The sequence below is a fragment of the Mycobacterium hippophais genome (genome assembly GCF_027529605.1).
Taxonomy (GTDB): domain Bacteria; phylum Actinomycetota; class Actinomycetes; order Mycobacteriales; family Mycobacteriaceae; genus Mycobacterium; species Mycobacterium arseniciresistens.
This window is the reverse complement of record NZ_JAPZPY010000019.1, coordinates 40842-64119: the sequence shown is the minus strand read 5'-3', so window position 1 is coordinate 64119 and position 23278 is coordinate 40842. Positions and strand designations below refer to the sequence as shown.

The window sequence follows — 23278 nt, the reverse complement described above, 5'->3', positions numbered from 1 at the left end:
GCCGTGAGACTCGGCGCACTCATCGGGGCGGCCGTCGCGGCGACTGCGGTCGTGACCGCGCCGGGCGCCGCGGCGTCGGCCGCGTCGTTCTGCGGTGACCTCGGCGGCGCGTGGACCGGACAGTACTGCCAGACCTCGGTGCTCTCCGAACGCAAAGCGGTCCGCGACATCAAGGTCGCCATCCCGGAGGAACTGGTCGCCGACCCCCTCGCAGGCCCCGTGATACGCGACTATCTGACCACCCTGGTGGACAACTGGCGGCGGGTCGGCGAGCACATGGCGGCCGACAGCTTCGGCGAGGGCAACTACCAGATCCTGCGCCGCGGCGACACGGTGTCGGCAGTGTTCCGCGAGACGTATCACGCCGACGGGCCCGACTTCAACAACGCCTACCGGACCTTCACGTTCGACACGGCGGGCGGCCGGCGCCTGCAGCTGGCGGATCTGGTGCGGCCGGGCGTCGACCCGCTCACCGCAATCCCGCCACTGGCGCATCCGTTCGTCGAACAGGCGCTCGTGGTGGCCCCGCCACCGCATCAAGCCGGCACGTACCCGTTCGTGGCCGACCGCTGGACACCCGACAAGGTCTACTCGGGCGGATACAAGGCGTGGGCGCTCAGCGGCGATGAACTGATCCTCTACATGCCCGATTACCCGGTCGCGCACGACACTCCGCTGAACTTCTCGCCCGGCCTGCCGCAGTGGGCGATGGACGGCGGCACGGTGCAGGCCCACATCCCGCTCGCCGCACTGGCGCCGATCCTGCGTCCCGAATACGGCGGCGCCTGAGCCGGCACGGTGGCCTTGAGGGCACTATGGGAACGTGCCCGACCTGGCTGACGTCCTCGACCGCCTGCACGTCGTCGCGCTGCCGATGCGGGTGCGGTTCCGCGGCATCACGGTGCGGGAGGTGGCGCTGATCGACGGCCCCGCGGGGTGGGGTGAGTTCGGCGCCTTCCCGGAATACGAACCGCCGGAGGCCGCCGCCTGGCTGTCGGCGGCGCTCGAGGCCGCCTACGGCGACCGGCCGGCGCTGCGGCGGTCGTCCATCCCGATCAACGCCACGGTGCCCGCGGTCGATGCGGCGCAGGTGCCCGAGGTGCTCGCCCGGTTCCCGGGTGCGCGCACCGCGAAGGTGAAAGTGGCTGAGCCTGGCCAGGTTCTGGCCGACGACGTGGCGCGGGTGAACGCGGTGCGGGCGTCGGTGCCCACGGTGCGCGTCGACGCCAACGGCGGATGGACGGTGGACGAAGCGGTGGCCGCCGCGGCGGCCCTCACCGCCGACGGGCCGCTGGAGTATCTCGAACAGCCTTGTGCCACAGTGTCCGAACTCGCTGAGCTACGGCGCCGTATCGACGTCGCGGTCGCGGCCGACGAGAGCATCCGCAAGGCCGACGACCCGCTGAGGGTGGTGCGCGCCGACGCCGCGGACATCGCCGTCGTCAAGGTCGCCCCGCTGGGCGGCGTGCGCCGGATGCTCGACATCGCCGGGCAACTCGGGATACCCGTCGTGGTGTCGAGCGCCCTGGACTCCGCGGTCGGCATCTCCCGCGGTCTGCTGGCCGCCGCGGCGTTGCCGACGCTCACACACGCCTGCGGGCTGGGCACCGGCGGCCTGTTCGTCGAAGACGTGGCCGAAGCACTGATCCCGGTCGACGGCCGGCTGCCTGCCCGTCCCGTCGATCCCGAGCCCGCGCGGCTGGCGGCGCTGGCCGCGTCGCCCGAGCGGCAGGACTGGTGGATCCGCCGGATCACCGAATGCCTACCGCTCACCCGCTGAGGCCTCACTCCATGCACACGTCGGCGAACAGCACCGCCGGCCAGCCCGCGACGAGCACGCCGAACGACATCAACTGATCCCGGTCCGCGTGCAGCGTCTGCTGGTGCTGCAGTTCCTCTGCGCGGACGCCGACCACCACCGCGCCGACGAGCAGGTACGGCAACGCGGCCCAGACGGCCACCTCGATCAGCCTGCCGATGCTCACCTCGAGGGCGAGAAACCGTCGCAACATGTCGAGCACCGGGATGATGTTAACGCTCGTTCGTCGTCGCCGTGTCGGATCAGCACCGGTGAGGTGTGATTCGCACAGCACTAACCTCATGACTGTTCTGCCGGCGGCGACCGGCGGATAGGGTGCTTTCATGCCTCCCGCCGCCGGAGTCCGCGCGGACCGCCGCAAGCGACCCAAGGACCGGAAGCAGCAGATCGCCGGTGTGTCGGCGGAGGCCTTCAGTGAACTCGGCTACCACGGCGTCAGCATGGAGGACATCGCCGGCCGCGTCGGAGTCACCGCGGCCTCCCTCTACCGGCACTACTCCCGCAAGTACGACCTGTTCCGCGCGGCGGTCCTGGGTCTCGGCGAGCAACTCGACGAGTGCACCGCGTTCATCGACTCCGACGCCACCGGGCCGCCGGAGCGCACATGGGACCGCGCCGTGGACGCCCTGGTGGACACCGCACTGAAGAACCGGACCAGCGGCGGCCTGTACCGCTGGGAGGGCCGCTACCTCGAACCGCACGACCAGCTGACGCTCAACAGCCAGATCAAGCTGGTGAACCGCCGCCTGCAGCAACCACTTTCGTCGCTGCGACCGGAACTGGACTCACGTCAGCGCTGGATACTGTCCTCCGCGGTGCTCAGCGTCATCGGCAGCATCACCGACCATCGCGCGCGACTGCCGAACGAACGGGTACGCGCGACGCTGGCCGCGATCACCCGCGCGGTGCGCGACGCGGAACTGCCCGCCGAGGTCCTGGTACCCGCGATGGCACTGGTCAGGACGGTGGGCGCCGCCGCAGGCGAATACGAGCAGATCCTGCACGCGGCGATGCTGCTGTTCAACGACCGCGGCTACCGCGACACCGGCATGGACGACATCGCCGAGGCGACGGGGCTGGCGACGTCGGCCATCTACCGGTTCTTCACCGGCAAGAGCGCGATCCTGGCCGCGGCCTACCGCCGCGCGGCCGACCGGGTCTCGGGCGACGTGTCTGCCGTCCTCGCCGCGGCCGTCGACTGTCACGACGCGGTCGACGGCCTGGTGGACGCCTATGTGCGCCGGTCGTTCGCCAGTCCCGAGGTGGCCTACGTCTACTACGCGGAGCGGGTGAACGTGCCTGCGCCCGACCGGGTGGCGCTGCACAACATGCAGCGCGCCACCGTGGAGGCATGGGTCCGCCAGCTGACCGCCGCGCGGCCCGACCTCGCCGAGGGTGAGGCGCGGTTCGCGGTCCACGCGGCGTTCGCCCTGGTGGTGGATCTCGGCCGCCTCGTGCAGTATGTCGAGTCCGAGTCGTCTCAAGCGGTGGTGCGGGATCTGGTGCTCACCACCCTGCTCGGTCCCGCCGCCAGCCGCCGCTGAACCATCCAGAACGATCATTAACCTGTAGAGTTCGGTATATGGTCGGGCGGAGTGGATATGCGTTGTCAGCACGATGTTCTGAGCGAAATTGGTGCGGCGGTGGCGGGCCAAAGAGTGTGGAATCATCATGCACATCTCGGTGACGACGATCGGCATCGGCCAGTTGCGTAGCGACACCCGTTGCTACCTCGATCGCGCCGAGTCCGGCGAGGTGTTCGAGGTGCTCCGGCGCGGCAAGCCCGTCGCCCGACTGCGCAAGGTCGACCACTCGCAGGACATGCACGGCATCAAGGTCTCGTTGGCAGACCTGCGCGCCTGCGCCGGTCGCCTACTCGGCCGGGTCGCGGCCGGCGAGACCATCACGATCGAGCACCACGGCCGGCCGGTCGCCACCCTGCAACCGTGGGCGCTGCCGGAGCGCGTCGAGCCGAGCCGGATCCACACCGCCGTGTCCTGAAGTGTGGGATGCATGGCGTAGACGCCACGCGCCGGGTGCTCGACACTGAGGAGCATGCGGCGGTCGGTGGTGCTCCTCGGGTTTCCGGGCGTGCAGGCGCTCGACCTGGTTGGACCGTTCGAGGTTTTCACCGGCGCGACACTGGCACTGGCCGCCGAAGGGCGGGACGAGGACGGCTACGACGTCGTGGTCGTCTCGGTGGACGGTGAACCGGTGACGACGGGCACCGGCCTGGCCTTCGCCGCGCAACCGCTGCCCGGTGCGGGCAGCGCCGTCGACACCGTGGTGCTGCCCGGCGGGTGGGGGACGACGTCGCTGAAGCAAGGCAGCGCTGCCGTCGCCTGGGTCCGCGCCTCGGCCGAACACGCACGCCGCGTCGTCAGCGTCTGCACGGGCGCGTTCATCGCCGCGGAGGCGGGACTGCTCGACGGCTGCCCGGCCACCACGCACTGGGCGTTCGCGGCACAACTGGCACGCGAATACCCCGCTGTCGCCGTCGATCCTGAGCCCATCTTCGTGCGCAGCTCCGAGCGAGTGTGGACGGCCGCGGGGGTGACGGCGGGGATCGACCTGGCTCTGTCGCTGGTCGAGGACGATTACGGCACCGACATCGCGCAGACGGTGGCCCGCTGGCTGGTGCTCTACCTGCGCAGGCCCGGCGGGCAGACACAGTTCGCCGCGCCGGTGTGGATGCCGCGGGCCAGGCGGACGCCCATCCGCGAGGTGCAGGACGCCATCGACGCCGAACCCGGTGCCGCGCATCGCATCGCGGACCTGGCGCGGCGGGCGGCCATGAGTCCGCGGCACTTCACCCGGGTCTTCACCGACGAGGTCGGCGTGCCGCCCAGCACCTACGTCGAGCGGATCCGTACCGACGCGGCCCGCCGTCAACTCGAGGAGACCGACGACACCGTCACCGCCATCGCCGCCCGCTGTGGATTCGGCACCGCGGAGACCATGCGCCGCAACTTCGTCCGGCGCCTCGGCGTCTCGCCCGACCACTACCGCAGAACATTCGCCTGAGACGAGAAGGAATCACCATGCCGCAGATCGCGATCGTCGTCTATCCCGGTTTCACCGCACTGGACTTCATCGGACCCTACGAGGTGTTGCGCAGCCTGCCCGACGCCGAGGTGCGCTTCGTGTGGCACGAGCCAGGACCGATCACCGCCGACAGCGGCGTGCTCGTCGTGGGCGCCACCCACTCGTTCGACGAGACACCGTCGCCCGACATCCTGCTGGTGCCCGGTGGCATGACGTCGGTGGAGCACGCCCGCGACGAGAAGCTGCTCGACTGGATCCGCCACGCGCACGAGACGACGGCCTGGACCACGTCGGTGTGCTCCGGTTCGCTCATCCTGGCGGCAGCCGGTGTGCTGGAGGGTCTTCGGGCGACCTCGCACTGGATGATCGTGCCGATGCTCAAGACGTTCGGGGTGATCCCCGTCTCCGACGAGCGCGTCGTCCGCGAGGGCAAGGTGGTCACCGCGGCCGGCGTCTCGGCGGGCATCGACCTGGCGATGTGGCTGGCCGGTGAGATCGCCGGTGAGGCGCACGCCAAGGTCACCCAGCTGATCATCGAGTACGACCCCCAGCCGCCGTTCGACAGCGGTCACATGTCCAAAGCGTCGGCGTCGACCAAGGCCGCTGCGGCGGCGGAACTGGCCAAGGACACCGTGTTCACGCACCGCCAGCTCGGTCAGTCGACGATGCTGCTATGGGACCGCGCGCTGGCCACCGTTCGGTCCCGCCGCTCCAAGTCGGCGACTTCGGCGCGCTGACCGCCGCCGAGCGAACGGGACCGCGCCGAAATCACCGCCGCGCGCGTACCCGCGCCGGGATCGGGCCGTCGGCGACGGTGGTGAACGGCACGGCGAGCGGGAAATCGCCGCCGGTGGAGGTGATCTCGACGTCCCGGAGCACCGTCGCGACCGCGAGGACCAGTTCGAGCATCGCGAAGTGGTCGCCGATGCAGGTGCGTGTCCCGCCGCCGAACGGGATGTACTGCCAGCGGTCGAGGCGCCCGAAGTTCTGGGCGCTGAACCGTTCCGGGTCGAACCGCAGCGGGTCGTCCCACAGCGCCGGGTCGCGCTGCATGCCGTAGATGCCGACCAGCACCATGCTGCCCGCCTCGACCCGGCAGCCGGCGACCTCGATGTCGCGCACGGCCGTCCGGCCTGCCACCGACACCGGCGGGCACAGCCGCAGCGCCTCGTGCACCACCTGTGTGGTGTAGGGCAGCCGGCCGACGTCGTCGGCGGTCAGGGTGCGGTCACCGAGTGCGCCGGCCTCGGCGGCCACCCGTTCGGCGATGTCGCGGTGGTGTCCCAGCGCCCACAGCGCGTAGGCGATGGTGGTGGCCGTCGTGTCGTGGCCCGCGACGATGAACGCGATCAGGTCGTTGCAGATGTCGTCGTCGGACAGCGTCTGCCCGGTCTCGGGGTCGGTCGCGCCGATCAGCGCGTGCACCAGGGGCGCGTCGATGCCCGGGTCGGCGCGGCACGCCGCGAGGATGTCCTCGGCGAGGCGGTGCATCGAGGTGTAGGCGGCGACGGCGCGCCGCCGAGACGGAAGCGGCAGCCAGCGTGGCGGATTGATCGGCCGCAGCCCCCGGTCGGCGATGTGCGACAGCGCGATGTTGATCGGTTCGGCCAACGCGTAGGAACGTTCGTCGAGGTCGATGCCGAGCACCGAGCGGCCCAGCGCCCGCATGGTGAGCCGGCGGCTGTCGGCGTCCAGGTCGACCTCCGCCCCGTCCCCGGAACCCGCGGCGGCCAGCCACCCGTCGGCCACCATCGCGGCGGCCTGCGACATGTGGTCGCCGAAGCGGCGCACGTACTGCTTGGTGAACAGCGGCTGCAGCGTGCGTTTGCGGGGCAGCCACGGCTCGTTGGGCAGATTGGCCAGGTTGTCGCCCATCAGCATTCGCATCTCGTGGTGCACGGCCGTCCGGTCACACGCACCGTCCTTGCGGCTCAGCACATCCCGCGCACCGGCGGGCGACATCACCCAGACGATCGGCGGCGCGAACCACTTCGGGCCGAGCGTCACCCGGGTGACCTGACCGCCCGCCTCGCGGAACGTCACCTGACACGTATGGGTCTTGCGCACCTCGTCGAGGCGCTGCTTCAGCGGCAGTGGATTCGCCGGCACCAGCGGCAGCGCGGCGACGTCGTTCTCCTCAATGGCGACCATTTCCCCTCCGGCCCTTGGCGCAACGCCTCGAAGCGTAGTTCGGTGCGGCCGTTCCTCGCCTACGATGCCCCGGTGGGTATCCCCGAGGTCGATCCGACGGCAGGTTCGCCGATGCTGCGTATCGGCGCGCGGCTGACCAGTCCCAAGCCCGTGCGCTGGGCACTCAAGCACGTCGCGCACCGCATCGACCGGCCGCTGCTCCGGCTGTCCAACGGGCGGCTGTCCTCGGCGATGGTGACGCCCGAGGTGCTGCTGATCCACACCGGCGCCAGGACAGGCAAGCGCCGGACCACGCCGCTGACCTACTTCACCGACAACGGCCGGGTCATCGTGATCGCGTCGAACTACGGCGGCTCCCGGCATCCGGCCTGGTACTTCAACATCACGGCGAGCCCTAGGGTGACGCTGTCGGCCGGCGGCCACACCAGTGACTATGTCGCCGAGGAGGTCACCGGTGAGGAGCGCGCCCGGCTGTGGCGGCTGGCATGCGAGTTCATCCCCAGCTACGCCGGCTACGAGCAGCTCGCGGGCGACCGGACCATCCCGGTGATCGCCTTCACCCCCGCCCCCTAGCGACTTGTGGAGTCTCGGCCGCGCACACCGCACCGCGCACACCGCGGCTGATGTTCCACGTATCGCCAGGCGGTAGCGTCGTCGGCGTGAATCTGGCTTACGACGATCGTGGCAAGGGACAGCCGGTGCTGTTCATCGCCGGTCACGGCGGCGCCGGACGGACCTGGCATCTGCACCAGGTGCCGGCATTCGCCCGGGCCGGCTACCGGACCATCACCTTCGACAACCGCGGCATCGGCGCGACCTCGAACGCCGAGGGCTTCGGCACCGAGCAGATGGTCGCCGACACCGCGGCCCTGATCGAGAAGCTCGACCTGGCGCCGGTACGCCTGGTCGGTGTGTCGATGGGGTCCTACATCGCCCAGGAGCTGATGCTGGCGCGCCCGGAGCTGGTCGACAGCGCGGTGCTGATGGCCACCCGCGGTCGCCACGACAAGGCCCGTGAGCTGTTCCGCCGCGCCGAGCTGGATCTCGAGTCCTCGGGCATCGAGCTGCCCGCCGCCTACGACGCCAAGATCCGGCTGATCGAAAACTTCTCCCCGAAGACGCTGAACAACGACCGGGTGGTGCAGGACTGGTTCGAGATGTTCACCATGTGGCCGAACAGGTCGACGCCCGGGACGCGCAGCCAGTTCAACGCCTCCCCGACGACAAACCGGTTGCCTGCCTACGGCGCGATCCGGCAGCGCACTCTGGTGATCGGCTTCGCCGACGACGTCCTGCTGCCCGCTCACCTCAGCCGCGAGGTCGCCGACGCGCTGCCCAACGGCCGCTACCTGGAGATTCCGGACACCGGCCACCTCGGCTTCCTCGAGCAGCCCGACGCCGTCAACAAAGCGGCGCTCGATTTCTTCGCCGATAAGCTGTAGCGATGAACCCCTCGACGACGCAGGCCCGTGTCGTCGTCGACGAACTTATTCGCGGCGGCGTCCGTGACGTCGTGCTGTGCCCGGGCTCGCGCAACGCGCCGCTGGCCTTCGCGCTGAACGACGCCGACCGCGCGGGCCGGCTGCGTCTGCATGTGCGGATCGACGAACGCACGGCCGGCTTCCTGGCGATCGGCCTTGCCGTCGCGGAGCGCGCGCCTGTGTGCGTGGCGATGACGTCGGGCACCGCGGTCGCCAACCTCGGTCCCGCCGTCGTCGAGGCGAACTACGCCCGGGTGCCGCTGATCGTGCTGAGCGCCAACCGGCCCTACGAGCTGCTGGGAACCGGCGCCAACCAGACCTTCGAGCAGCTCGGCTACTTCGGCACCCAGGTGCGGGCGATGATTAGCCTCGGCCTCGCCGAAGACAACCCGGAACGGATGGACTCGCTCAACGCCCAGTGGCGGTCCGCGACGTGCCGCGTGCTGGTGGCGGCCACCGGCGCCCGCAGCGCCAACGCCGGTCCGGTGCAGTTCGACATCCCGCTGCGTGAGCCGCTGGTGCCCGACGCTCACGACGCAAGCCCGTTCCCCCAGGGCCGCCCGGACGGCAGGCCGTGGACGCACACACCGCCGGTGTCGTTCGACCAGCCGGTCGACATCGACCTCACCCCCGACACCGTCGTCATCGCCGGCCACGGCGCCGGTGTGCAGGAGAACCTCGCCGGCCTGCCGACGGTCGCTGAACCCACTGCGCCGCCTGCGGCCAACCCGCTCCACCCTCTTGCCCTGCGGCTGCTGCGGCCCAAGCAGGTGATCATGCTCGGCCGGCCGACGCTGCACCGGCCGGTGTCGGCGCTGCTGGCCGACCCGTCGGTGCCGGTGTACGCGCTGACCACCGGTCCGCGGTGGCCCGACGTCTCGGGCAACTCCCAGGCCACCGGCACCCGGGCGGTGATCTCCGGCGCCTCTGACCCGGCCTGGCTGCGGCGGTGCGTCGACGCCCACCGGCACGCGGTCGACGCGGTCCGCGACCAGCTCGCGGCCCATCCGCTGACCACCGGCCTGCACGTGGCGGCCGCGGTGACCGACGCGCTGCGGCCCGGCGACCAGCTGGTGCTCGGCGCATCGAACCCGGTGCGCGACGCCGCCCTGGTCGGGCTGACACCGCGCGGGGTGACGGTGCGGTCCAACCGCGGAGTGGCGGGCATCGACGGCACGGTGTCGACGGCCATCGGCGCCGCGCTGGCCCACGAGCAGACCGGCAGCCGCGACGAGGTGCCGCGAACCATTGCCCTGCTCGGCGACCTGACGTTCGTGCACGACAGCTCCGGCCTGCTCATCGGGCCCACCGAGCCCACGCCGCGGGACCTGACGATCGTGGTGTCCAACGACAACGGCGGCGGCATCTTCGAACTCCTCGAGCAGGGCGACCCTCGGTTCTCCGACGTGTCGGCGCGTGTCTTCGGCACCCCGCACGACGTCGACGTCGGCGCGCTGTGCCGGGCGTACCACGTGGACAGCCGCCAGATCGAGGTCGACGATCTGGCCGAGGTGCTCGACGAACCGCACGACGGGATGCGGGTGCTGGAGGTGAAGGCCGACCGGTCGTCATTGCGGGCGCTGCACGCGTCGATCAGGGCCGCCCTGTGACGCTGCCCCCAGCGCTGCACCGTCTGATCGAGCGGCTGAAGGTGTTGTGGCGCATCGCGATTCCACACTTGTACGGCGACGGCACCGAGACCCGCGCCGAGCGGGTGATCCGGCGGGTCCGCATCGGAGTGGTGATCGCCGCCTGCCTGGTCACGCTGCAGTCGACGCTGATGGTGCTCGGCGCGTGGCGCAATGACCGGCAGATCGAGCGCCACATGGGTGTCGCCGAGGCGAACGTCCTCAGCGCGGGCCCGCGCCGGTCGACCATCGAGTTCGTCACACCCGACCGGGTGACCTACCGTCCCGAACTCGGCGTGCTCTACCCGTCGGAGCTGGAGGCGGGCATGCGGATCTACGTCGAGTACGACGTGAACAACCCCGACCTGGTCCGGGTTCAGGACCGCGACGCGTCGCTGTCCATCATCCCCGCCGGTTCGATCGCGGTCGTCGGCTGGCTGGCGGCCGGGGCGGCGCTGCTGGGGCTGGCCTACCTGCAGAAACGCCTGCACGTGGAGCCCGCCGACGAGGCCCGCCCCGAAGTGGCGGATCAGCCGCGCGTCGGCTGACCGCGGCGCCTCGAGCGGACGATCGCACCGGCGATCAGCGCGACGACGACGACGATCCCGTTGACGGCCACGAGCGCGACCAGCACCAGCCCCGTGATGTCGCCCCGGTTGCGGTGCCGGTAGATCACCTCCTGGAACGGGGTGTCGGCCGACCCCTGGACGAACACGTAGTCGCCGTCGATCGCGGACGGATCGTCGATCGTGTTCTTCCACCGGGTGAGGAACGCCGCGTCGCCCGCGTATTCGGCGAGCGCGGGCGGAAGCGCCTCGATCCGGCCGGCGAAGGTGAGTGACGGGTCGTTGCCGGCCACGGGGATCTCCGACGGATCCATCCGGTGATCGGCCAGCACGGTCAGGTCGACGGTCTGCGGCGTCGTCGCCGACTGTGACAATCGCATCGGGTACACCACCTCGTCGGAGCGGAACGACAGCCGCAGCGGCTGCAGGTCACCGGTCAGCGACTCACCGGCGGCACCGGGAACCAGCTGCACCGCGACGATCTCCCAGCCGTCCCGCACATAGGGCGCGAGGTTGCGGTCCAGGCCTGGCGGGTGCGGAAATCCCCGGCCCGCAAGCCAACCGGCCAGCGCGGCCGGATCGCCTGCGGTCAGCCGCGTCACGTCGAACGGCCCGATGCGCTGCCGGGCGAGCACGCTGACACCGGTCGGGGCCTGCGTGGTGTCGGGCGCCTCGCTCGCGAAGCCCGTCATCCAGTCGAACGTGGGCCACCACGAGTCGCGGTACTCGATGCGCGGCGCGGTGATCAGGTCGATCTCGTCGAACACCTCCGGCTCGCCGAGGGTGACCCGCGCCGCCGACGGCACCGGCATCACCCAGGCCGCGGACGCCGAACTGCCCCGCACGTCGAAGGACATCAGCACGTCCTCGCTGGTGCCGTCCCAGGCGACCAGCGCGCGCTCGTCGGTGACGGCCGGACCCTCCTGCGCGGGGATGTAGGCGCCGCAGCCGCAGGCCCGCGCCGGCGCGGCCACACCGGCGGACAGCGCCAGCACGCACGTCGCGAGCACCACGGCGGCCGACCGCATCATGGGCGTCATCGTATTGCCCGCGTGCCGTTTGGCCGCTCCCTTCGCGGGTATCGCGACCCGTCGACGGCATCGGAAGGGAACGAGCGATGAGTGCACTGGACACCGCGAAGAAGCAGGCGGCCGAGGTGGCCGGGAAGCTGGCCGACCAGCTGCCGCAACGCACGGCCACGCAGTCGGTGACGATCGCCGTTCCGCTGGAGCGCGTCGAGCAGTTCTGGCGCAACCCCGACGAGCTCTCGGTGGTGCTCGGCGACGTCGGCGAGGTCGAGGCCACCGGCCCCGACCGCTACCGGTGGCGGCTGCAGGCCGGCCCGGTGAAGACGACGTGGGAATCGCGGTTGCAAAAGGACATCGCCGGTGTCCGGTTCGTCGGCACCGAGGACGACCGCAACGAGTTCGTCGTCACTTACCGCGAGGCGCCCCGCGGCCTGGGGACCGAGGTGACCGTGCACGCGAAGAGCCCCGCTCCCGGCCTGCTCACCGGTGCGCTGGCGTTCAAGGTGCTCTACCGGGTGCGGGCGCTGCTGCAGACCGGTGAGGTGCCGACCATCCGAACCAATCCGAGCGCGCGCGACTCCGCGCGCTGACGAAAGGCCAACCATGCGTGCACTGTGCTGGAACGGTGTCAACAATCTGTCGGTCGAGACCGTCGACGACCCGGAACTGCTCAACCCCCACGACGTGATCCTCGCGGTGAAGCTGACCACCACCTGCGGCTCGGACCTGCACTTCATCGACGGCTACCTGCCGGGGATGCGGGAAGGCGACGTGTTCGGCCACGAATTCATGGGCGAGGTCATCGAGACCGGTCGCGAGGTGACCAAGATCAAGGTCGGCGACCGCGTGGTGGTGCCGTCGTTCATCGGATGCGACCGGTGCTGGTACTGCGAGCACGAGCTGTACGCCTGCTGCGACACCACCAATCCGAATGCCGAACTGCAGCAACCGATGCTGGGCTATCCGTCCGGCGGAATCTACGGCTATACCCACGAATTCGGCGGCTACGCCGGATCGCACGCGCAGTACATCCGGGTGCCGTTCGGTGACACCAACTGCTTCCCGATACCCGGCGACGTCACCGACGAGCAGGCGTTGTTCCTCTCCGACGCGGTGCCGACCGGATTCATGGGCGCCGACTTCTGCGACGTCTCCGGCGGTGACACCGTCGCGGTGTGGGGTGCGGGTGGCGTCGGGCTGATGGCGGCTCGCAGCGCGCTGCTGCTGGGCGCCGAGCGGGCGATCGTGATCGACCGCTATCCCGAACGACTTGCGCTGGCGCGCGACGGCTTCGGCCTCGAGACGATCGACTACAGCTCCGTCGACAGCGTGCAGGAGATGTTGCGCGAGATGACCGGTGGCCGTGGGCCCGACGCGTGCATCGACGCGGTGGGCATGGAGGGCCACAGCACCGGTGTGCAGCAGGTCTACGACCGCGCCAAGCAGCTGCTGCGGATGGAGACCGACCGGGCGAGCGCGCTGCGTCAGGCGATCCTGGCATGCCGCAAGGGCGGCGTCGTCTCGGTGCTGGGCGTCTACGGGCTCACCGACAAGTTCCCGATGGGTGTGCTGACCAACAAGGGGTTGACGCTGAAGACGTCTCAGCAGCACGGGCAGCGATACATGAAGCGGTTGTTCGACTACGTCGAGCAGGGCGATCTGGACCCGGCCAAGCTGATCACCCACGACCTGCCGCTCGAAGAGGGCGTGCGGGCCTACGACATGTTCAAGAACAAGCAGGACAACTGCATCCGGGTCGCGCTGCGGCCGTGACCCTCACACCGAGGACAGCAGCTTCGCCAGCCAGTTGTCGTCATAGATGTCGAGCTTCTCGTCGTTGACGAGGTCGTACACCGTCGGTGTGCCCGCGTCGAGCGGGTCGATCTCCCAGAGGAATTCGGTGTTCAGCGCGGTCATCTCCGCGGTGTCGACGGCCTCGGTGCCCGCGGAGATCTCGCCGGCCCGCTCGTCGGCGACCCCGTTGTCGGTCGCGAGCTTCGCCAGGGCGGCGTTCGACGGCGCCTCCGGTGAATCCTGTTGCGCCCACAGCTGTTCGACGAAATTCTGGAAGTCGGGGGCCGATGTGCCGGGCCCGGCGGCCAGGAACATCGCGTTGCTCACCCGGGCGCTGTGGTCGTTGCCGTCCTGGTCGAAGAACGTCACCGGACGGTAGGTCACCGCCAGCTGGCCCATGTCGATGTACCGCTCGAAGTCGGCGCCGAAGTCGGCCTGCAGGTCCGCGCAGTGCGGGCACTGCGGCTCGGTGAACACCTCGATGCGCACCGGCGCCTCGGGAAAGCCGATCACGATGCCGTAGCCGTCCTCGGTGACGGCGGTCCCCGGCTCGACGGGATCACGCCGGGCGGCGCCGGCGATGTCGCGGCTGCAGCCGGCGGTGAACAGCAGCAGCACCGCCAGCCCGAGCGCCACCATTTTCCGCCGATTTCCCCGCCGAGCAGACGCAAATTCGCATGAAAGGCGCCTCGACGGTGCGATTCTGTGGGGGGTACCTCCCGCTTGCGGGGGCCTGCTCGCGGTCATGGAGGCGACGGTACCGGGCACTCGACTTCGGGCGATCCCGGGTTTTCGTGTCGCGTATGCCTGCACGCAACCTGCGGGAAAGCGCACCCTGAAACGATCACGACGTGCGCGTTGCTATCGTCGCCGAGTCCTTTCTGCCGAACGTCAACGGTGTCACCAACTCCGTGCTTCGGGTGGTCGAGCACCTCCGCCGCACCGGACACGAGGTGCTCATCATCGCCCCCGACACCCCGCGCGGCGAACCGCCCGCCGACCGGGTGCACGACGGCGTCCGGGTACACCGGGTGCCGTCGCGGATGTTCCCGAAGATCAACTCACTCCCGCTGGGCATGCCGCGGCCCCGGATCGTCCAGGTTCTGCGCGGCTTCGATCCCGACGTGGTGCACCTGGCGTCGCCGGCGCTGCTCGGGTGGGGCGGCGTGCACGCGGCCCGCTACCTCGGGGTGCCCACGGTCGCGGTGTTCCAGACCGACGTCGCCGGCTTCGCCGAGAGCTACGGCGTCGGCGTGCTGTCGCGGGCGTCCTGGGCGTGGACCCGCAGGCTGCACAGCAAGGCCGACCGCACACTGGCGCCGTCGACCTCGGCGATGGAGAACCTGGCCGCGCACCGGATCCCGCGGGTGCACCGCTGGGCCCGCGGCGTCGACATCACCGGCTTCGCGCCGTCGGCCCGCGACAACGCCCTGCGGCAGCGGTGGTCGCCGGACGGCAGGCCGGTCGTCGGCTTCGTCGGCCGGCTGGCGCCGGAGAAGCACGTCGAGCGCCTGGCCGTACTGGCCGGACGCGACGATCTGCAGCTGGTCGTCGTCGGCGACGGCGTCGACCGCGCGAAACTGCAGGCGGTGCTGCCGTCGGCGGTGTTCACAGGGGCGCTGTACGGCCAGGAGCTGGCGACCGCCTACGCCAGCATGGATGTGTTCGTCCACCCGGGGGAGCACGAGACGTTCTGCCAGGCGGTGCAGGAGGCGATGGCCTCGGGCCTGCCGGTCGTCGCCCCCGATGCGGGCGGTCCGCGCGACCTCGTCGCGCCCTACCGCACCGGCCTGCTGCTGCCCGTCGCCGAGTTCGAGGCCAAGCTCGCCGACTCGGTCGACCACCTGATCGCGGAGCGGCAGCGCTACTCGGTGGCCGCTCGTCGCAGTGTGCTGGGCCGTACCTGGCCCGCCATCTGCGACGAGCTGCTCGGGCACTACGAAGCGGTGCAGGGCCTACGCCGCCTGAAAGCCGCCTGACCGCCTAGTACCGCGGGACGCTAGCCGCCGGCCTCGACCGCGACGGGCTGCCACTCCTCCCACGTCGCGAGGCGGCTCTCGTAGTCGGCCCTGGCCAGTTGCAGCGGCAGCTCGCCGAAGAACACCCGCAGCGGCGGCTTCTCGGCGTCGACGATCTTGAGCACCGCGGCGGCCGACGCCTTCGGGTCGCCGGAATTCGCCGTGCGCTTGCTGCGGGCGGCGTCGGCTTGGGCGTGCGCCTCCTCGTAGGCGGGCAGCGGGGTCGCGCGCTTGGCCGACGAACCGGCCCAATCGGTGTCGAAGCCGCCCGGTTCGATGAGGGTCACGTGGATGCCGAACGACTCGATCTCCTGAGCCAGCGCCTGGGAGAACCCTTCCAGTGCCCACTTCGACGCGTGGTAGATGCCGACGTTCTGAAACGCCGTGATCCCGCCGATCGACGACACCTGCAGGATGTGACCGCTGCGCTGGGCCCGCAGATAGGGGAGCGCCGCCTGGGTGATCCACAGTGCGCCGAAGACGTTCGTTTCGATCTGGTCGCGCGCTTCCTGCTCGGACAGCTCCTCGACGAAGCCGAACTGGCCGTAGCCCGCGTTGTTGACCACGATGTCGAGCCGCCCGAAGTGGTCGTGGGCCTGCTTGACGGCCGCGAAGTCGGCGTCGCGGTCGGTGACGTCGAGGCGGATCGGCAGCAGCGCGTCGCCGTACTTCTCGACCAGGTCGTCGAGCGTCGAGGTGTCGCGGGCGGTGGCGGCCACCCGGTCGCCGCGGTCGAGGGCGGCGATCGTCCACTCGCGCCCGAAGCCGCGCGACGTCCCGGTGATGAACCAGACTTTTGCACTCATGTCGCCATATAAGCGCCGTCGCGGCGCCACCATTCCCGGCGGCCACGGATGCACAGGTAGCGTCGGCACGGTGAGCCGGGCGTCGTTGGAGAAGAATCCGCACGAGGTGGCGTCGATGTTCGACGGCGTCGCCCGCCGCTACGACCTGACCAACACGGTGCTCTCGCTGGGGCAGGACCGGTTCTGGCGCCGGGCGACCCGCGCGGCCCTGCAGATCGGCCCCGGTGACAAGGTGCTCGACCTGGCCGCGGGCACGGCCGTCTCGACCGTCGAGCTCGCGGCGTCCGGCGCATGGTGTGTGGCGGCGGACTTCTCGGTCGGCATGCTGGGCGCCGGAGCGCGCCGCGATGTCCCCAAGGTCGCAGGCGACGCCACCCGGCTGCCGTTCGACGACGGCGTGTTCGACGCGGTCACCATCAGCTTCGGGCTGCGCAACGTCGTCGACCACGCCGCGGGGCTCCGCGAGATGGCGCGGGTGACGCGGCCGGGCGGGCGACTGGTGGTGTGCGAGTTCTCCACTCCGACATACGGGCCGTTCGCGACGCTGTACAAGGAGTATCTGATGCAGGCGCTGCCGAGGATGGCCCGCACGGTGTCGTCGAACCCGACCGCCTACGTCTACCTCGCCGAGTCGATCCGGGCCTGGCCCGACCAGCCCGCGCTCGCCCAGCGGATCGAGGACAACGGGTGGTCGCAGGTGCGGTGGCGCAACCTCAGCGGCGGCATCGTCGCCCTGCACGCCGCCGTCAAACCTGCTTCTTGATCGGTGTTTTCCCGCTCGGCATGCGGGTAGGCGACCTTCGTACAGATCAACCGGAGGGAGGCCATCATGCCTGCTGGACAGACCGATTTCGACGATGTCTCGTTCGACCTGATTTCGGTGCAGTACCACTCGCTGAAAGCCGGACACGACTACGGGCAGTACGTCCGCGACGCCAAGAACGCCGGCCTTGACGACATCGCGTCCTTCTTCGAAGAGGTGATGTCGCAGGACGCCGAGCGGGCCAAGCGCTGCCATGCGTTCCTGAAGGAGCTGGGTACTTAGCCCGGCTTCTCAGCCGAGCGGGCCGCCGGTGCCCTGCGGCAGGATCGGCGTGTCAGGGTGGCCCTGGCGCGGCGGCGTGGTGTCGCGCTCGCTGATCGGGTCGCACTTCCCGACGTAGGTGACGCTGCCGCACGGACCCATCGGTTTCGCGGCGATGGGGGCGCTGAGGCCGAGCGCCATCACGGCTGATGCGGTGGCGACCCAGAGCAGCCGGGCCGGCCTGTGCGATGCGATCATTCGCGGATCTCCTCGCTGTCAGAGTGAACAACCCGCGTGGACTCCAGAGTAGTCCCGTCAGGGGCCCGGCGGGATAGCATTCACGCGTCCATCCGGGCGACGAGGAGATCGGCGATGCAGACGTTCTGGCGGTACGTCAAGATCCAGCTCGTGGTGTTCGTGTTCGGCATCGTCGGGCCGATCTTCCTGGTCCTGTTCTTCACCACACGGCCCGATCCGACGATGAAGTGGGCCTACTGGGCGGGCCTGATCATCGTCTTCTTCGAGGTGCTGATCGCACTGGGGCTGACCAAGCAGAGCCTGACCGAACAGAAGCCGAAATTGTCCACCGCGCAACTCATCGAGCAGGCCAGCGCACGGCGCAGGAGCACCTCGCGCGATTCCGACGAGGAGTTCAGCGCGTCAGAGTGACCGCCGGCATCACTCGCAGAAGAAGCAGCGGGCGGTCACGGCGGGCAGCGCCGTGTGGCAGACAGGGCAGACCTCGACGCGCCGCTCCTCGGGCGTGCGGGTCTTCCTCGGCGGCGCACTGTCGATCGGCGGGGGCTTCGGCAGCTCGTGTTCGACAACGGCCATGCCGTCGAACGTAACCGGCCGAGCTGAATGGCAGACGACGGCCCGGCAGCGGAAAGACGTCCGCAGCAAACATTTCCGGCCAATCGTCAGCTGAACGGCTTGCGCGCGTCCAATTTCCGCGACGCCAACCCACCGGCCCGCCACACCCGCGCGATCCGGTCCTCGTCCTCGTCGGTCACGAGATTGCCCATCACCCGTACCGCGATCCGCATCAGCGTCGTCGACCGCATCGCCACCGGACCGGCCAGGGGCAGGAAGCGCGGCAGCGTCAACATCAGCGCCAGCCGCCGCGCCACCGAGAATCCCCGCGCATAGTGCTCCTGCAGCACCGCCGGCCACACCGTCGACAGGTCCGCCGCACCGAGGAGCTCGGCGGCCAGCCGGCCGGTCTCCAGGCCGTAGTCGATGCCCTCGCCGTTGAGCGGGTTGACGCAGGCGGCGGCGTCGCCGATCAGCATCCAGTTGGGTCCGGCGACGCCCGAGACCGCCCCGCCCATCGGCAGCAGGGCGGACAGTGGCGCGCGTGGCTCGCCGTCGAAGCCCCACTCCTCGCGGCGCAGCGACGTGTAGTACGACATCAGCGGCCGCAACGCCGCGTCGGAGGGCCTCTTCGCGGTGGCAAGCGCACCGACGCCGATGTTCACCTCGCCGTTGCCGAGCGGGAAGATCCACCCGTAGCCGGGCAGCACCTTGCCCTCCGGTGACCGCAGTTCCAGGTGCGAGGTGATCCACGGCTCGTGACTGCGCGGGCTCGCGAGGTATCCCCGCACGGCGACGCCGTACACCGTCTCCTGATGCCACTGCCTGCCCAGCACGCGGCCGAGGGTGGACCGGGCTCCGTCGGCGACGATCAGGGTGCCCACGCCGACCTCGTCGCCGTTGTCGAGCACCACCGCCTCGACGGCGCCCGACGAAGCATGGCGCACTGCAACGGCTTTCACGCCGAGCAGCATCTTCGCGCCGTCGTCGGCCGCGACCGACCGGACGCGGTCGTCGAGTTCGGTGCGCGCCACCGCGCTGCCGGTGGGCGGGAACGACGGCCCCGGCCACGGCACCTCGACGTCGGCGCCGAAGCCGGACATCCGCAGCCCGCGGTGCCGGATCCGCCCGTCCAGCCACGGCCCGAGGCCCAGCCGCTCCAGCTCGGCGACCGCGCGCGGGGTGAGGCCGTCGCCGCAGGCCTTGTCGCGCGGGAACTGCGCGGAATCGATCACCAGCACGTCGCGGCCGTCGCGGGCGGCCCACGCTGCGGCCGCGGACCCCGCGGGTCCGGCGCCCACCACAACCACGTCTGCCCTGGTTCTCATCGTCCCCAGTATGTTGGAGAGGTGAGGACACCGGCGACCGTGGTGGCAGGCGTGGATTTCGGCGATGCGACGTTCGCGTCCGACGTCCGCGACGGCGTGGCCCGCATCGAGGAGCTGATGTCCTCTGAGCTGGGCAGAGCCGACGAGTTGATGGCCGAGGCCGTGCAGCATCTCTTCCAGGCCGGCGGCAAGCGGTTCCGTCCGCTGTTCACCGTGCTCTCGGCGCAGCTGGGGCCGGAACCCGACGGCTGGCAGGTCTCGGTGGCCGGCGCCGTCATCGAGCTGGTGCACCTGGCGACGCTGTACCACGACGACGTGATGGACGAGGCGCAGATGCGCCGCGGCGCCCCGTCGGCCAACGCCCGTTGGGGCAACAACATCGCGATCCTGGCGGGCGACTACCTGTTCGCGACGGCGTCGCGGCTGGTGTCGCGGCTCGGCCCGGACGCCGTGCGGGTGATCGCGGACACCTTCGCCCAGCTGGTCACCGGCCAGATGCGGGAGACGCGCGGCGCCGCCGAGGGCGTCGACGAGATCGAGCACTACCTCAAGGTGGTGTACGAGAAGACGGCCTGCCTGATCGCCGCCTCCGGCCGGTTCGGTGCGACGTTCTCCGGCGCCGACGACGAGCAGATCGAGCGGCTCAGCCGGCTGGGCGGCATCGTCGGCACGGCGTTCCAGATCTCCGACGACATCATCGACATCGACAGCGACCCCGACGAGTCGGGCAAGGTGCCGGGCACCGACCTCCGGGAAGGCGTGCACACGCTGCCGGTGCTCTACGCCCTGAGGGAAACCGGCGCCGACGCCGACCGGCTGCGGGAACTGCTCGCCACCCCGATCGACAACGACGACGACCTGGCCGAGGCGCTGCGGCTGCTGCGCCGCTCACCAGGGATGACGGCGGCCAAGGAGACGGTGGCGCGCTACGCCGCACAGGCCCGCGACGAGCTCGACCAGCTGCCCGACGGGCCCGGCCGATATGCAATGGCGTCGCTGGTCGACTACACCGTGAACCGGCACGGCTGAGATCACGGAACCCGGACGGCGGCCCGGAGCGTTCAACCGGCGAAGACCTCTCAGATCTGCGACAGGAGGAAGTCCGCGATGAGCTGGAACCCACACGCCAACAGGTTCAAGACGTTCCTGTTGCTGGTGTGCATGTCCGCGCTGATCGTGTTCGTCGGTGCGCTGTTCGGCCGGTCGATCATGTTCCTGGCGGTGCTGTTCGCCGTCGGCATGAACGTCTACGTCTACTTCAACAGCGACAAGCTGGCACTGAAGGCCATGCACGCCCAGCCGGTCAACGAGATGCAGGCGCCGGCGATGTACCGCATCGTGCGCGAGCTCGCGACCGCGGCCCGTCAGCCGATGCCGCGGCTCTACATCTCCGACACCGCCAACCCGAACGCGTTCGCGACCGGGCGCAACCCGCGCAACGCTGCGGTCTGCTGCACCACCGGGATCCTGCACATCCTCAGCGAGCGGGAGCTGCGTGCGGTCCTAGGCCACGAGCTGTCGCACGTCTACAACCGCGACATCCTGATCTCGTGTGTGGCCGGCGCGATGGCGTCGGTGATCACCGCGCTGGCCAACATCGCGATGTTCGCGTCGATGTTCGGCGGCAACCGTGACGGTGCCAATCCCTTTGCACTGCTTCTGGTCTCGTTACTGGGGCCGATCGCCGCGACGGTGGTGCGGCTGGCGGTGTCCCGGTCGCGGGAGTACCAGGCCGACCAGTCCGGCGCCGAGCTGACCGGTGATCCGCTGGCGCTGGCGTCGGCGCTGCGCAAGATCGCCGGTGGAGTCGAGGCGGCCCCGCTGCCGCCCCAGCCGCAACTGGCCGACCAGGCGCACCTGATGATCGCCAGTCCGTTCCGGGCAGGGGAGAAGATGGGCAAGCTGTTCTCGACGCACCCGCCGATCGAGGAGCGGATCCGCCGGCTCGAGGACATGGCAGGCCGCGGCCCCGGCCGGTACTGACGGCCATGGTGCCCGCCGCCTGCGCAACCACGTTAGGGTGATCGCGTGCTGAGCAGAATGCTGATCGGCGCGGCCAGTGCCGTGGGGGCGGTCTTCGTCGGAATGCCGGGGGTCGCGGCAGCCCAACCACCTGCGCCGCCGCCGCCACCTCCGTTGCCCAACGTCAACGCCTGGGCCCCGGCCAAGCTGCCGGACTACGCCGTGACGGACGGCAGCTGGTACGCATTCGCCACCCCCCAGGGCGTCACCTGTGTGCTGCAGCGCAACGGCGGCTACGGCTGCAGCGGCGCACTGCCTGGTGCGCCCGGCGGCGCGAACCTGGTCAGCGGCGGCCCCGGAGCGCCGGGGTTCTCGAGCACCTCGGCGCCGCTGTACGCGGCGGCCGAAGCACCCAAGCCGCTGCCACCGAACACCCGGCTCAGCTTCCAGACGGTCAGCTGCGGCACCGACGGCACCATCACCTCGTGCGTCGACACCCGGACACAGAACGGCTTCGTGATCAGCCCAACGGCCAGCTGGGTCGTCGGCGGCAACCCGCTGGTCGACCGCCCCGAGGGCACCAGCCCGTACTTCAACTGACGTCAGAAGCCCTGGCCGTGCACCTCGTGGCCGGGCTTCTCGGCGGCCAGCCCACGATAGGCCTGCTCGACGGACGAGCCGTGGTAGATGACGCCGTCCACCTCGCGGGCGATCGGCATGTTCAGTCCGTACTCGTCGGCGAACTCCATGATCACCTTCGAGGCCTTGACGCCCTCGGCGACCTGGTTCATCGACGCGATGATCTCGTCGATCGACTTGCCTGAGCCGAGCTGTTCCCCGACGTGGCGGTTGCGGCTCCGTTGGCTGGTGCAGGTCACGATGAGGTCGCCCATGCCTGCCAGCCCTGCGAAGGTGTCGCGGTGCCCGCCGAGCGCCTCGCCCATCTTCGACATCTCGCGCACCGCGCGGGCGATCACCATCGCGCGGGTGTTCTCGCCGATGCCCAGCGAGTAGCCCATGCCCACGGCGATCGCATAGACGTTCTTCAGCGCACCCGCCATTTCCACACCCACCACGTCGTCGGTGGTGTACGTGCGAAACCGCCTGGTGCGGAACAACTCCGAGAGCCGGGCCGCCAGGTGCTGGTCGGGCATGGCGAGCACCGCGGCGGCGGCGTAGCCGTCGGCGACCTCACGGGCGATGTTCGGCCCGGCCAGGATTCCGGCGGGGTGGCCGGGCAGCACCTCGCCGACGATCTGGCTCATCCGCATGTTGGTGCCCTGCTCGAGTCCCTTGACCAGCGACACCACCGGGACCCACGGCCGCAGCTCGCCCGCCAGTTCCTCGAGCACGCCCCGGAATCCGTGCGACGGCACGCCCATCACGACGACGTCGGCCTGGTTGGCGGCCTCGGCGAAATCGGTGGTGGCGCGCAGCGTCTCCGTCAGGGCGACTTCGTCGCCGAGATACTTGGTGTTGCGGTGATTCTCGTTGATGTCCTTGGCAGTCTCCTCAGAGCGCACCCACTGCAGCGTCGGTCCGCGCCTGGCGCAGATGGACGCGACGGTGGTGCCCCAGGAGCCTCCGCCGAGGACGACGACATTGGGTTCGCGCTGAGCCGGTGCCATCCGATCAGGGTATGGCGGACGTCTCCGGTCGGAGGGCGATTCAGTGCTGAAAACGCCGCCCGCACCGCGGCGGCGGCTTTGGGTGTACGGTCGGATGAGTTGGGCAACCAGCCAGTCCGGGAAGGGTCGGCCGTCTCACCGCCGATCGCCCGAGCAATCGCTCACGCCGGACACACCGGTGGCAACC

The 23278-nt window shown here is 70.2% G+C and carries 28 protein-coding genes; 19 read left to right on the top strand and 9 right to left on the bottom strand.

Annotated elements, in window-relative coordinates; all coding sequences use genetic code 11:
- Positions 1-3 precede the first annotated feature (3 nt).
- Complete coding sequence (locus O6P37_RS27900; protein ID WP_408633268.1) at positions 4-789, top strand: mannan-binding protein; 786 nt, start codon at positions 4-6, stop codon at positions 787-789.
- A 34-nt stretch (positions 790-823) separates the two neighbouring features.
- A complete protein-coding gene (locus O6P37_RS27895; RefSeq protein WP_269897122.1) occupies positions 824-1780 on the top strand; it encodes an o-succinylbenzoate synthase in 957 nt (318 codons plus the stop codon).
- 4 nt (positions 1781-1784) lie between these two features.
- On the opposite strand, the gene O6P37_RS27890 is transcribed toward O6P37_RS27895, so the two are convergent.
- The gene (locus tag O6P37_RS27890; RefSeq protein WP_269897121.1) at positions 1785-2021 is read right to left on the bottom strand and encodes a hypothetical protein; all 237 of its coding nucleotides are present in this window, start codon (positions 2019-2021) and stop codon (positions 1785-1787) included.
- Positions 2022-2142: 121 nt separating this feature from the next.
- On the opposite strand from O6P37_RS27890, the gene O6P37_RS27885 reads away from it, so the two are divergent.
- The 4 genes from O6P37_RS27885 to O6P37_RS27870 all read left to right on the top strand — a co-directional run bounded on the left by O6P37_RS27885 (position 2143) and on the right by O6P37_RS27870 (position 5601).
- The gene (locus O6P37_RS27885) at positions 2143-3363 is read left to right on the top strand and encodes a TetR/AcrR family transcriptional regulator (protein ID WP_269897120.1); all 1221 of its coding nucleotides are present in this window, start codon (positions 2143-2145) and stop codon (positions 3361-3363) included.
- A 127-nt stretch (positions 3364-3490) separates the two neighbouring features.
- Positions 3491-3820, top strand: coding sequence for a type II toxin-antitoxin system Phd/YefM family antitoxin (locus tag O6P37_RS27880; protein WP_269897119.1), 330 nt, complete (start codon positions 3491-3493; stop codon positions 3818-3820).
- A gap of 54 nt (positions 3821-3874) precedes the next feature.
- Positions 3875-4843, top strand: a complete 969-nt coding sequence (locus tag O6P37_RS27875; protein ID WP_269897118.1) for a GlxA family transcriptional regulator — start codon at positions 3875-3877, stop codon at positions 4841-4843.
- Between the two features lie 17 nt (positions 4844-4860).
- Entirely contained in the window at positions 4861-5601 is a 741-nt protein-coding gene (locus tag O6P37_RS27870; RefSeq protein ID WP_269897117.1) for a DJ-1/PfpI family protein, read from the top strand.
- Between the two features lie 31 nt (positions 5602-5632).
- Here O6P37_RS27870 and O6P37_RS27865 read toward each other — a convergent pair whose 3' ends face one another.
- Entirely contained in the window at positions 5633-7015 is a 1383-nt protein-coding gene (locus tag O6P37_RS27865; protein WP_269897116.1) for a cytochrome P450, read from the bottom strand.
- 72 nt (positions 7016-7087) lie between these two features.
- Here O6P37_RS27865 and O6P37_RS27860 point away from each other — a divergent pair, with 72 nt between their 5' ends.
- The 4 genes from O6P37_RS27860 (at position 7088) to O6P37_RS27845 (ending at position 10672) form a co-directional block, all read left to right on the top strand.
- Complete coding sequence (locus tag O6P37_RS27860; protein ID WP_269897115.1) at positions 7088-7588, top strand: nitroreductase family deazaflavin-dependent oxidoreductase; 501 nt, start codon at positions 7088-7090, stop codon at positions 7586-7588.
- 86 nt (positions 7589-7674) lie between these two features.
- On the top strand, positions 7675-8457 hold the full coding sequence (locus O6P37_RS27855; RefSeq protein ID WP_269897114.1) for an alpha/beta fold hydrolase: 783 nt from the start codon (positions 7675-7677) through the stop codon (positions 8455-8457).
- Positions 8458-8459: 2 nt separating this feature from the next.
- Positions 8460-10106, top strand: a complete 1647-nt coding sequence (gene menD, locus O6P37_RS27850) for a 2-succinyl-5-enolpyruvyl-6-hydroxy-3-cyclohexene-1-carboxylic-acid synthase (protein WP_269897113.1) — start codon at positions 8460-8462, stop codon at positions 10104-10106.
- Entirely contained in the window at positions 10103-10672 is a 570-nt protein-coding gene (locus O6P37_RS27845; RefSeq protein WP_269897112.1) for a DUF3592 domain-containing protein, read from the top strand. The genes menD and O6P37_RS27845 overlap by 4 nt, the downstream gene beginning before the upstream one ends.
- Here O6P37_RS27845 and O6P37_RS27840 read toward each other — a convergent pair.
- Positions 10654-11721 carry a DUF2330 domain-containing protein gene (locus O6P37_RS27840; protein ID WP_269897111.1) on the bottom strand — a complete coding sequence of 356 codons (1068 nt, stop codon included), beginning with the start codon at positions 11719-11721 and terminating at the stop codon, positions 10654-10656. The genes O6P37_RS27845 and O6P37_RS27840 overlap by 19 nt on opposite strands.
- Before the next feature lie 86 nt (positions 11722-11807).
- On the opposite strand from O6P37_RS27840, the gene O6P37_RS27835 reads away from it, so the two are divergent.
- Together O6P37_RS27835 and O6P37_RS27830 are read left to right on the top strand one after the other, a co-directional pair.
- On the top strand, positions 11808-12308 hold the full coding sequence (locus O6P37_RS27835) for a hypothetical protein (RefSeq protein WP_269897110.1): 501 nt from the start codon (positions 11808-11810) through the stop codon (positions 12306-12308).
- Between the two features lie 13 nt (positions 12309-12321).
- A complete protein-coding gene (locus tag O6P37_RS27830; RefSeq protein ID WP_269897109.1) occupies positions 12322-13491 on the top strand; it encodes a zinc-dependent alcohol dehydrogenase in 1170 nt (389 codons plus the stop codon).
- Between the two features lie 3 nt (positions 13492-13494).
- On the opposite strand, the gene O6P37_RS27825 is transcribed toward O6P37_RS27830, so the two are convergent.
- A complete protein-coding gene (locus O6P37_RS27825) occupies positions 13495-14151 on the bottom strand; it encodes a DsbA family protein (protein WP_269897108.1) in 657 nt (218 codons plus the stop codon).
- Between the two features lie 212 nt (positions 14152-14363).
- Between O6P37_RS27825 and O6P37_RS27820 the strand changes: the two genes are divergently transcribed.
- Positions 14364-15491, top strand: coding sequence for a glycosyltransferase family 4 protein (locus O6P37_RS27820; RefSeq protein ID WP_269897107.1), 1128 nt, complete (start codon positions 14364-14366; stop codon positions 15489-15491).
- A 20-nt stretch (positions 15492-15511) separates the two neighbouring features.
- Here the strand turns inward: O6P37_RS27820 and O6P37_RS27815 are convergent, their stop codons facing one another.
- Positions 15512-16336, bottom strand: a complete 825-nt coding sequence (locus O6P37_RS27815; protein WP_269897106.1) for an SDR family oxidoreductase — start codon at positions 16334-16336, stop codon at positions 15512-15514.
- Positions 16337-16406: 70 nt separating this feature from the next.
- Here O6P37_RS27815 and O6P37_RS27810 point away from each other — a divergent pair, with 70 nt between their 5' ends.
- Both O6P37_RS27810 and O6P37_RS27805 read left to right on the top strand, forming a co-directional pair.
- A complete protein-coding gene (locus O6P37_RS27810) occupies positions 16407-17099 on the top strand; it encodes a demethylmenaquinone methyltransferase (protein ID WP_269897105.1) in 693 nt (230 codons plus the stop codon).
- Positions 17100-17165: 66 nt separating this feature from the next.
- Positions 17166-17381: an acyl carrier protein gene (locus tag O6P37_RS27805; protein ID WP_269897104.1), complete on the top strand. Its 216-nt coding sequence runs from the start codon at positions 17166-17168 to the stop codon at positions 17379-17381.
- 9 nt (positions 17382-17390) lie between these two features.
- Here O6P37_RS27805 and O6P37_RS27800 read toward each other — a convergent pair whose 3' ends face one another.
- Positions 17391-17618 carry a hypothetical protein gene (locus tag O6P37_RS27800; RefSeq protein WP_269897103.1) on the bottom strand — a complete coding sequence of 76 codons (228 nt, stop codon included), beginning with the start codon at positions 17616-17618 and terminating at the stop codon, positions 17391-17393.
- A 114-nt stretch (positions 17619-17732) separates the two neighbouring features.
- On the opposite strand from O6P37_RS27800, the gene O6P37_RS27795 reads away from it, so the two are divergent.
- Positions 17733-18029 carry a hypothetical protein gene (locus O6P37_RS27795; protein WP_269897102.1) on the top strand — a complete coding sequence of 99 codons (297 nt, stop codon included), beginning with the start codon at positions 17733-17735 and terminating at the stop codon, positions 18027-18029.
- A gap of 9 nt (positions 18030-18038) precedes the next feature.
- On the opposite strand, the gene O6P37_RS27790 is transcribed toward O6P37_RS27795, so the two are convergent.
- Both O6P37_RS27790 and menJ read right to left on the bottom strand, forming a co-directional pair.
- Complete coding sequence (locus tag O6P37_RS27790) at positions 18039-18194, bottom strand: hypothetical protein (protein ID WP_269897101.1); 156 nt, start codon at positions 18192-18194, stop codon at positions 18039-18041.
- Positions 18195-18280: 86 nt separating this feature from the next.
- Positions 18281-19501, bottom strand: a complete 1221-nt coding sequence (gene menJ, locus O6P37_RS27785) for a menaquinone reductase (protein ID WP_269897100.1) — start codon at positions 19499-19501, stop codon at positions 18281-18283.
- Positions 19502-19522: 21 nt separating this feature from the next.
- Between menJ and grcC1 the strand changes: the two genes are divergently transcribed.
- The 3 genes from grcC1 to O6P37_RS27770 all read left to right on the top strand — a co-directional run bounded on the left by grcC1 (position 19523) and on the right by O6P37_RS27770 (position 22063).
- Positions 19523-20530: a nonaprenyl/(2E,6E)-farnesyl/geranylgeranyl diphosphat synthase gene (gene grcC1, locus O6P37_RS27780; RefSeq protein ID WP_269897099.1), complete on the top strand. Its 1008-nt coding sequence runs from the start codon at positions 19523-19525 to the stop codon at positions 20528-20530.
- A 78-nt stretch (positions 20531-20608) separates the two neighbouring features.
- Complete coding sequence (htpX, locus tag O6P37_RS27775; protein WP_264016056.1) at positions 20609-21484, top strand: zinc metalloprotease HtpX; 876 nt, start codon at positions 20609-20611, stop codon at positions 21482-21484.
- Between the two features lie 57 nt (positions 21485-21541).
- A complete protein-coding gene (locus tag O6P37_RS27770; RefSeq protein WP_269897131.1) occupies positions 21542-22063 on the top strand; it encodes a hypothetical protein in 522 nt (173 codons plus the stop codon).
- 2 nt (positions 22064-22065) lie between these two features.
- On the opposite strand, the gene O6P37_RS27765 is transcribed toward O6P37_RS27770, so the two are convergent.
- A complete protein-coding gene (locus tag O6P37_RS27765; RefSeq protein WP_269897098.1) occupies positions 22066-23091 on the bottom strand; it encodes an NAD(P)H-dependent glycerol-3-phosphate dehydrogenase in 1026 nt (341 codons plus the stop codon).
- Positions 23092-23278 lie beyond the last annotated feature (187 nt).

Bases quoted from the DNA above. Each gene is read 5' to 3' on its own strand.
- O6P37_RS27885 (WP_269897120.1), top strand. From the start codon at position 2,143: ATGCCTCCCGCCGCCGGAGTCCGCGCGGACCGCCGCAAGCGACCCAAG.
- O6P37_RS27765 (WP_269897098.1), bottom strand. From the start codon at position 23,091: ATGGCACCGGCTCAGCGCGAACCCAATGTCGTCGTCCTCGGCGGAGGC.
- O6P37_RS27805 (WP_269897104.1), top strand. From the start codon at position 17,166: ATGCCTGCTGGACAGACCGATTTCGACGATGTCTCGTTCGACCTGATT.
- O6P37_RS27870 (WP_269897117.1), top strand. From the start codon at position 4,861: ATGCCGCAGATCGCGATCGTCGTCTATCCCGGTTTCACCGCACTGGAC.
- O6P37_RS27830 (WP_269897109.1), top strand. From the start codon at position 12,322: ATGCGTGCACTGTGCTGGAACGGTGTCAACAATCTGTCGGTCGAGACC.
- O6P37_RS27835 (WP_269897110.1), top strand. From the start codon at position 11,808: ATGAGTGCACTGGACACCGCGAAGAAGCAGGCGGCCGAGGTGGCCGGG.
- htpX (WP_264016056.1), top strand. From the start codon at position 20,609: ATGAGCTGGAACCCACACGCCAACAGGTTCAAGACGTTCCTGTTGCTG.
- O6P37_RS27840 (WP_269897111.1), bottom strand. From the start codon at position 11,721: ATGATGCGGTCGGCCGCCGTGGTGCTCGCGACGTGCGTGCTGGCGCTG.
- O6P37_RS27770 (WP_269897131.1), top strand. From the start codon at position 21,542: ATGCTGATCGGCGCGGCCAGTGCCGTGGGGGCGGTCTTCGTCGGAATG.
- O6P37_RS27815 (WP_269897106.1), bottom strand. From the start codon at position 16,336: ATGAGTGCAAAAGTCTGGTTCATCACCGGGACGTCGCGCGGCTTCGGG.
- O6P37_RS27800 (WP_269897103.1), bottom strand. From the start codon at position 17,618: ATGATCGCATCGCACAGGCCGGCCCGGCTGCTCTGGGTCGCCACCGCA.
- O6P37_RS27790 (WP_269897101.1), bottom strand. From the start codon at position 18,194: ATGGCCGTTGTCGAACACGAGCTGCCGAAGCCCCCGCCGATCGACAGT.
- O6P37_RS27880 (WP_269897119.1), top strand. From the start codon at position 3,491: ATGCACATCTCGGTGACGACGATCGGCATCGGCCAGTTGCGTAGCGAC.
- O6P37_RS27875 (WP_269897118.1), top strand. From the start codon at position 3,875: ATGCGGCGGTCGGTGGTGCTCCTCGGGTTTCCGGGCGTGCAGGCGCTC.
- O6P37_RS27865 (WP_269897116.1), bottom strand. From the start codon at position 7,015: ATGGTCGCCATTGAGGAGAACGACGTCGCCGCGCTGCCGCTGGTGCCG.
- O6P37_RS27825 (WP_269897108.1), bottom strand. From the start codon at position 14,151: ATGGTGGCGCTCGGGCTGGCGGTGCTGCTGCTGTTCACCGCCGGCTGC.
- menJ (WP_269897100.1), bottom strand. From the start codon at position 19,501: ATGAGAACCAGGGCAGACGTGGTTGTGGTGGGCGCCGGACCCGCGGGG.
- O6P37_RS27795 (WP_269897102.1), top strand. From the start codon at position 17,733: ATGCAGACGTTCTGGCGGTACGTCAAGATCCAGCTCGTGGTGTTCGTG.
- menD (WP_269897113.1), top strand. From the start codon at position 8,460: ATGAACCCCTCGACGACGCAGGCCCGTGTCGTCGTCGACGAACTTATT.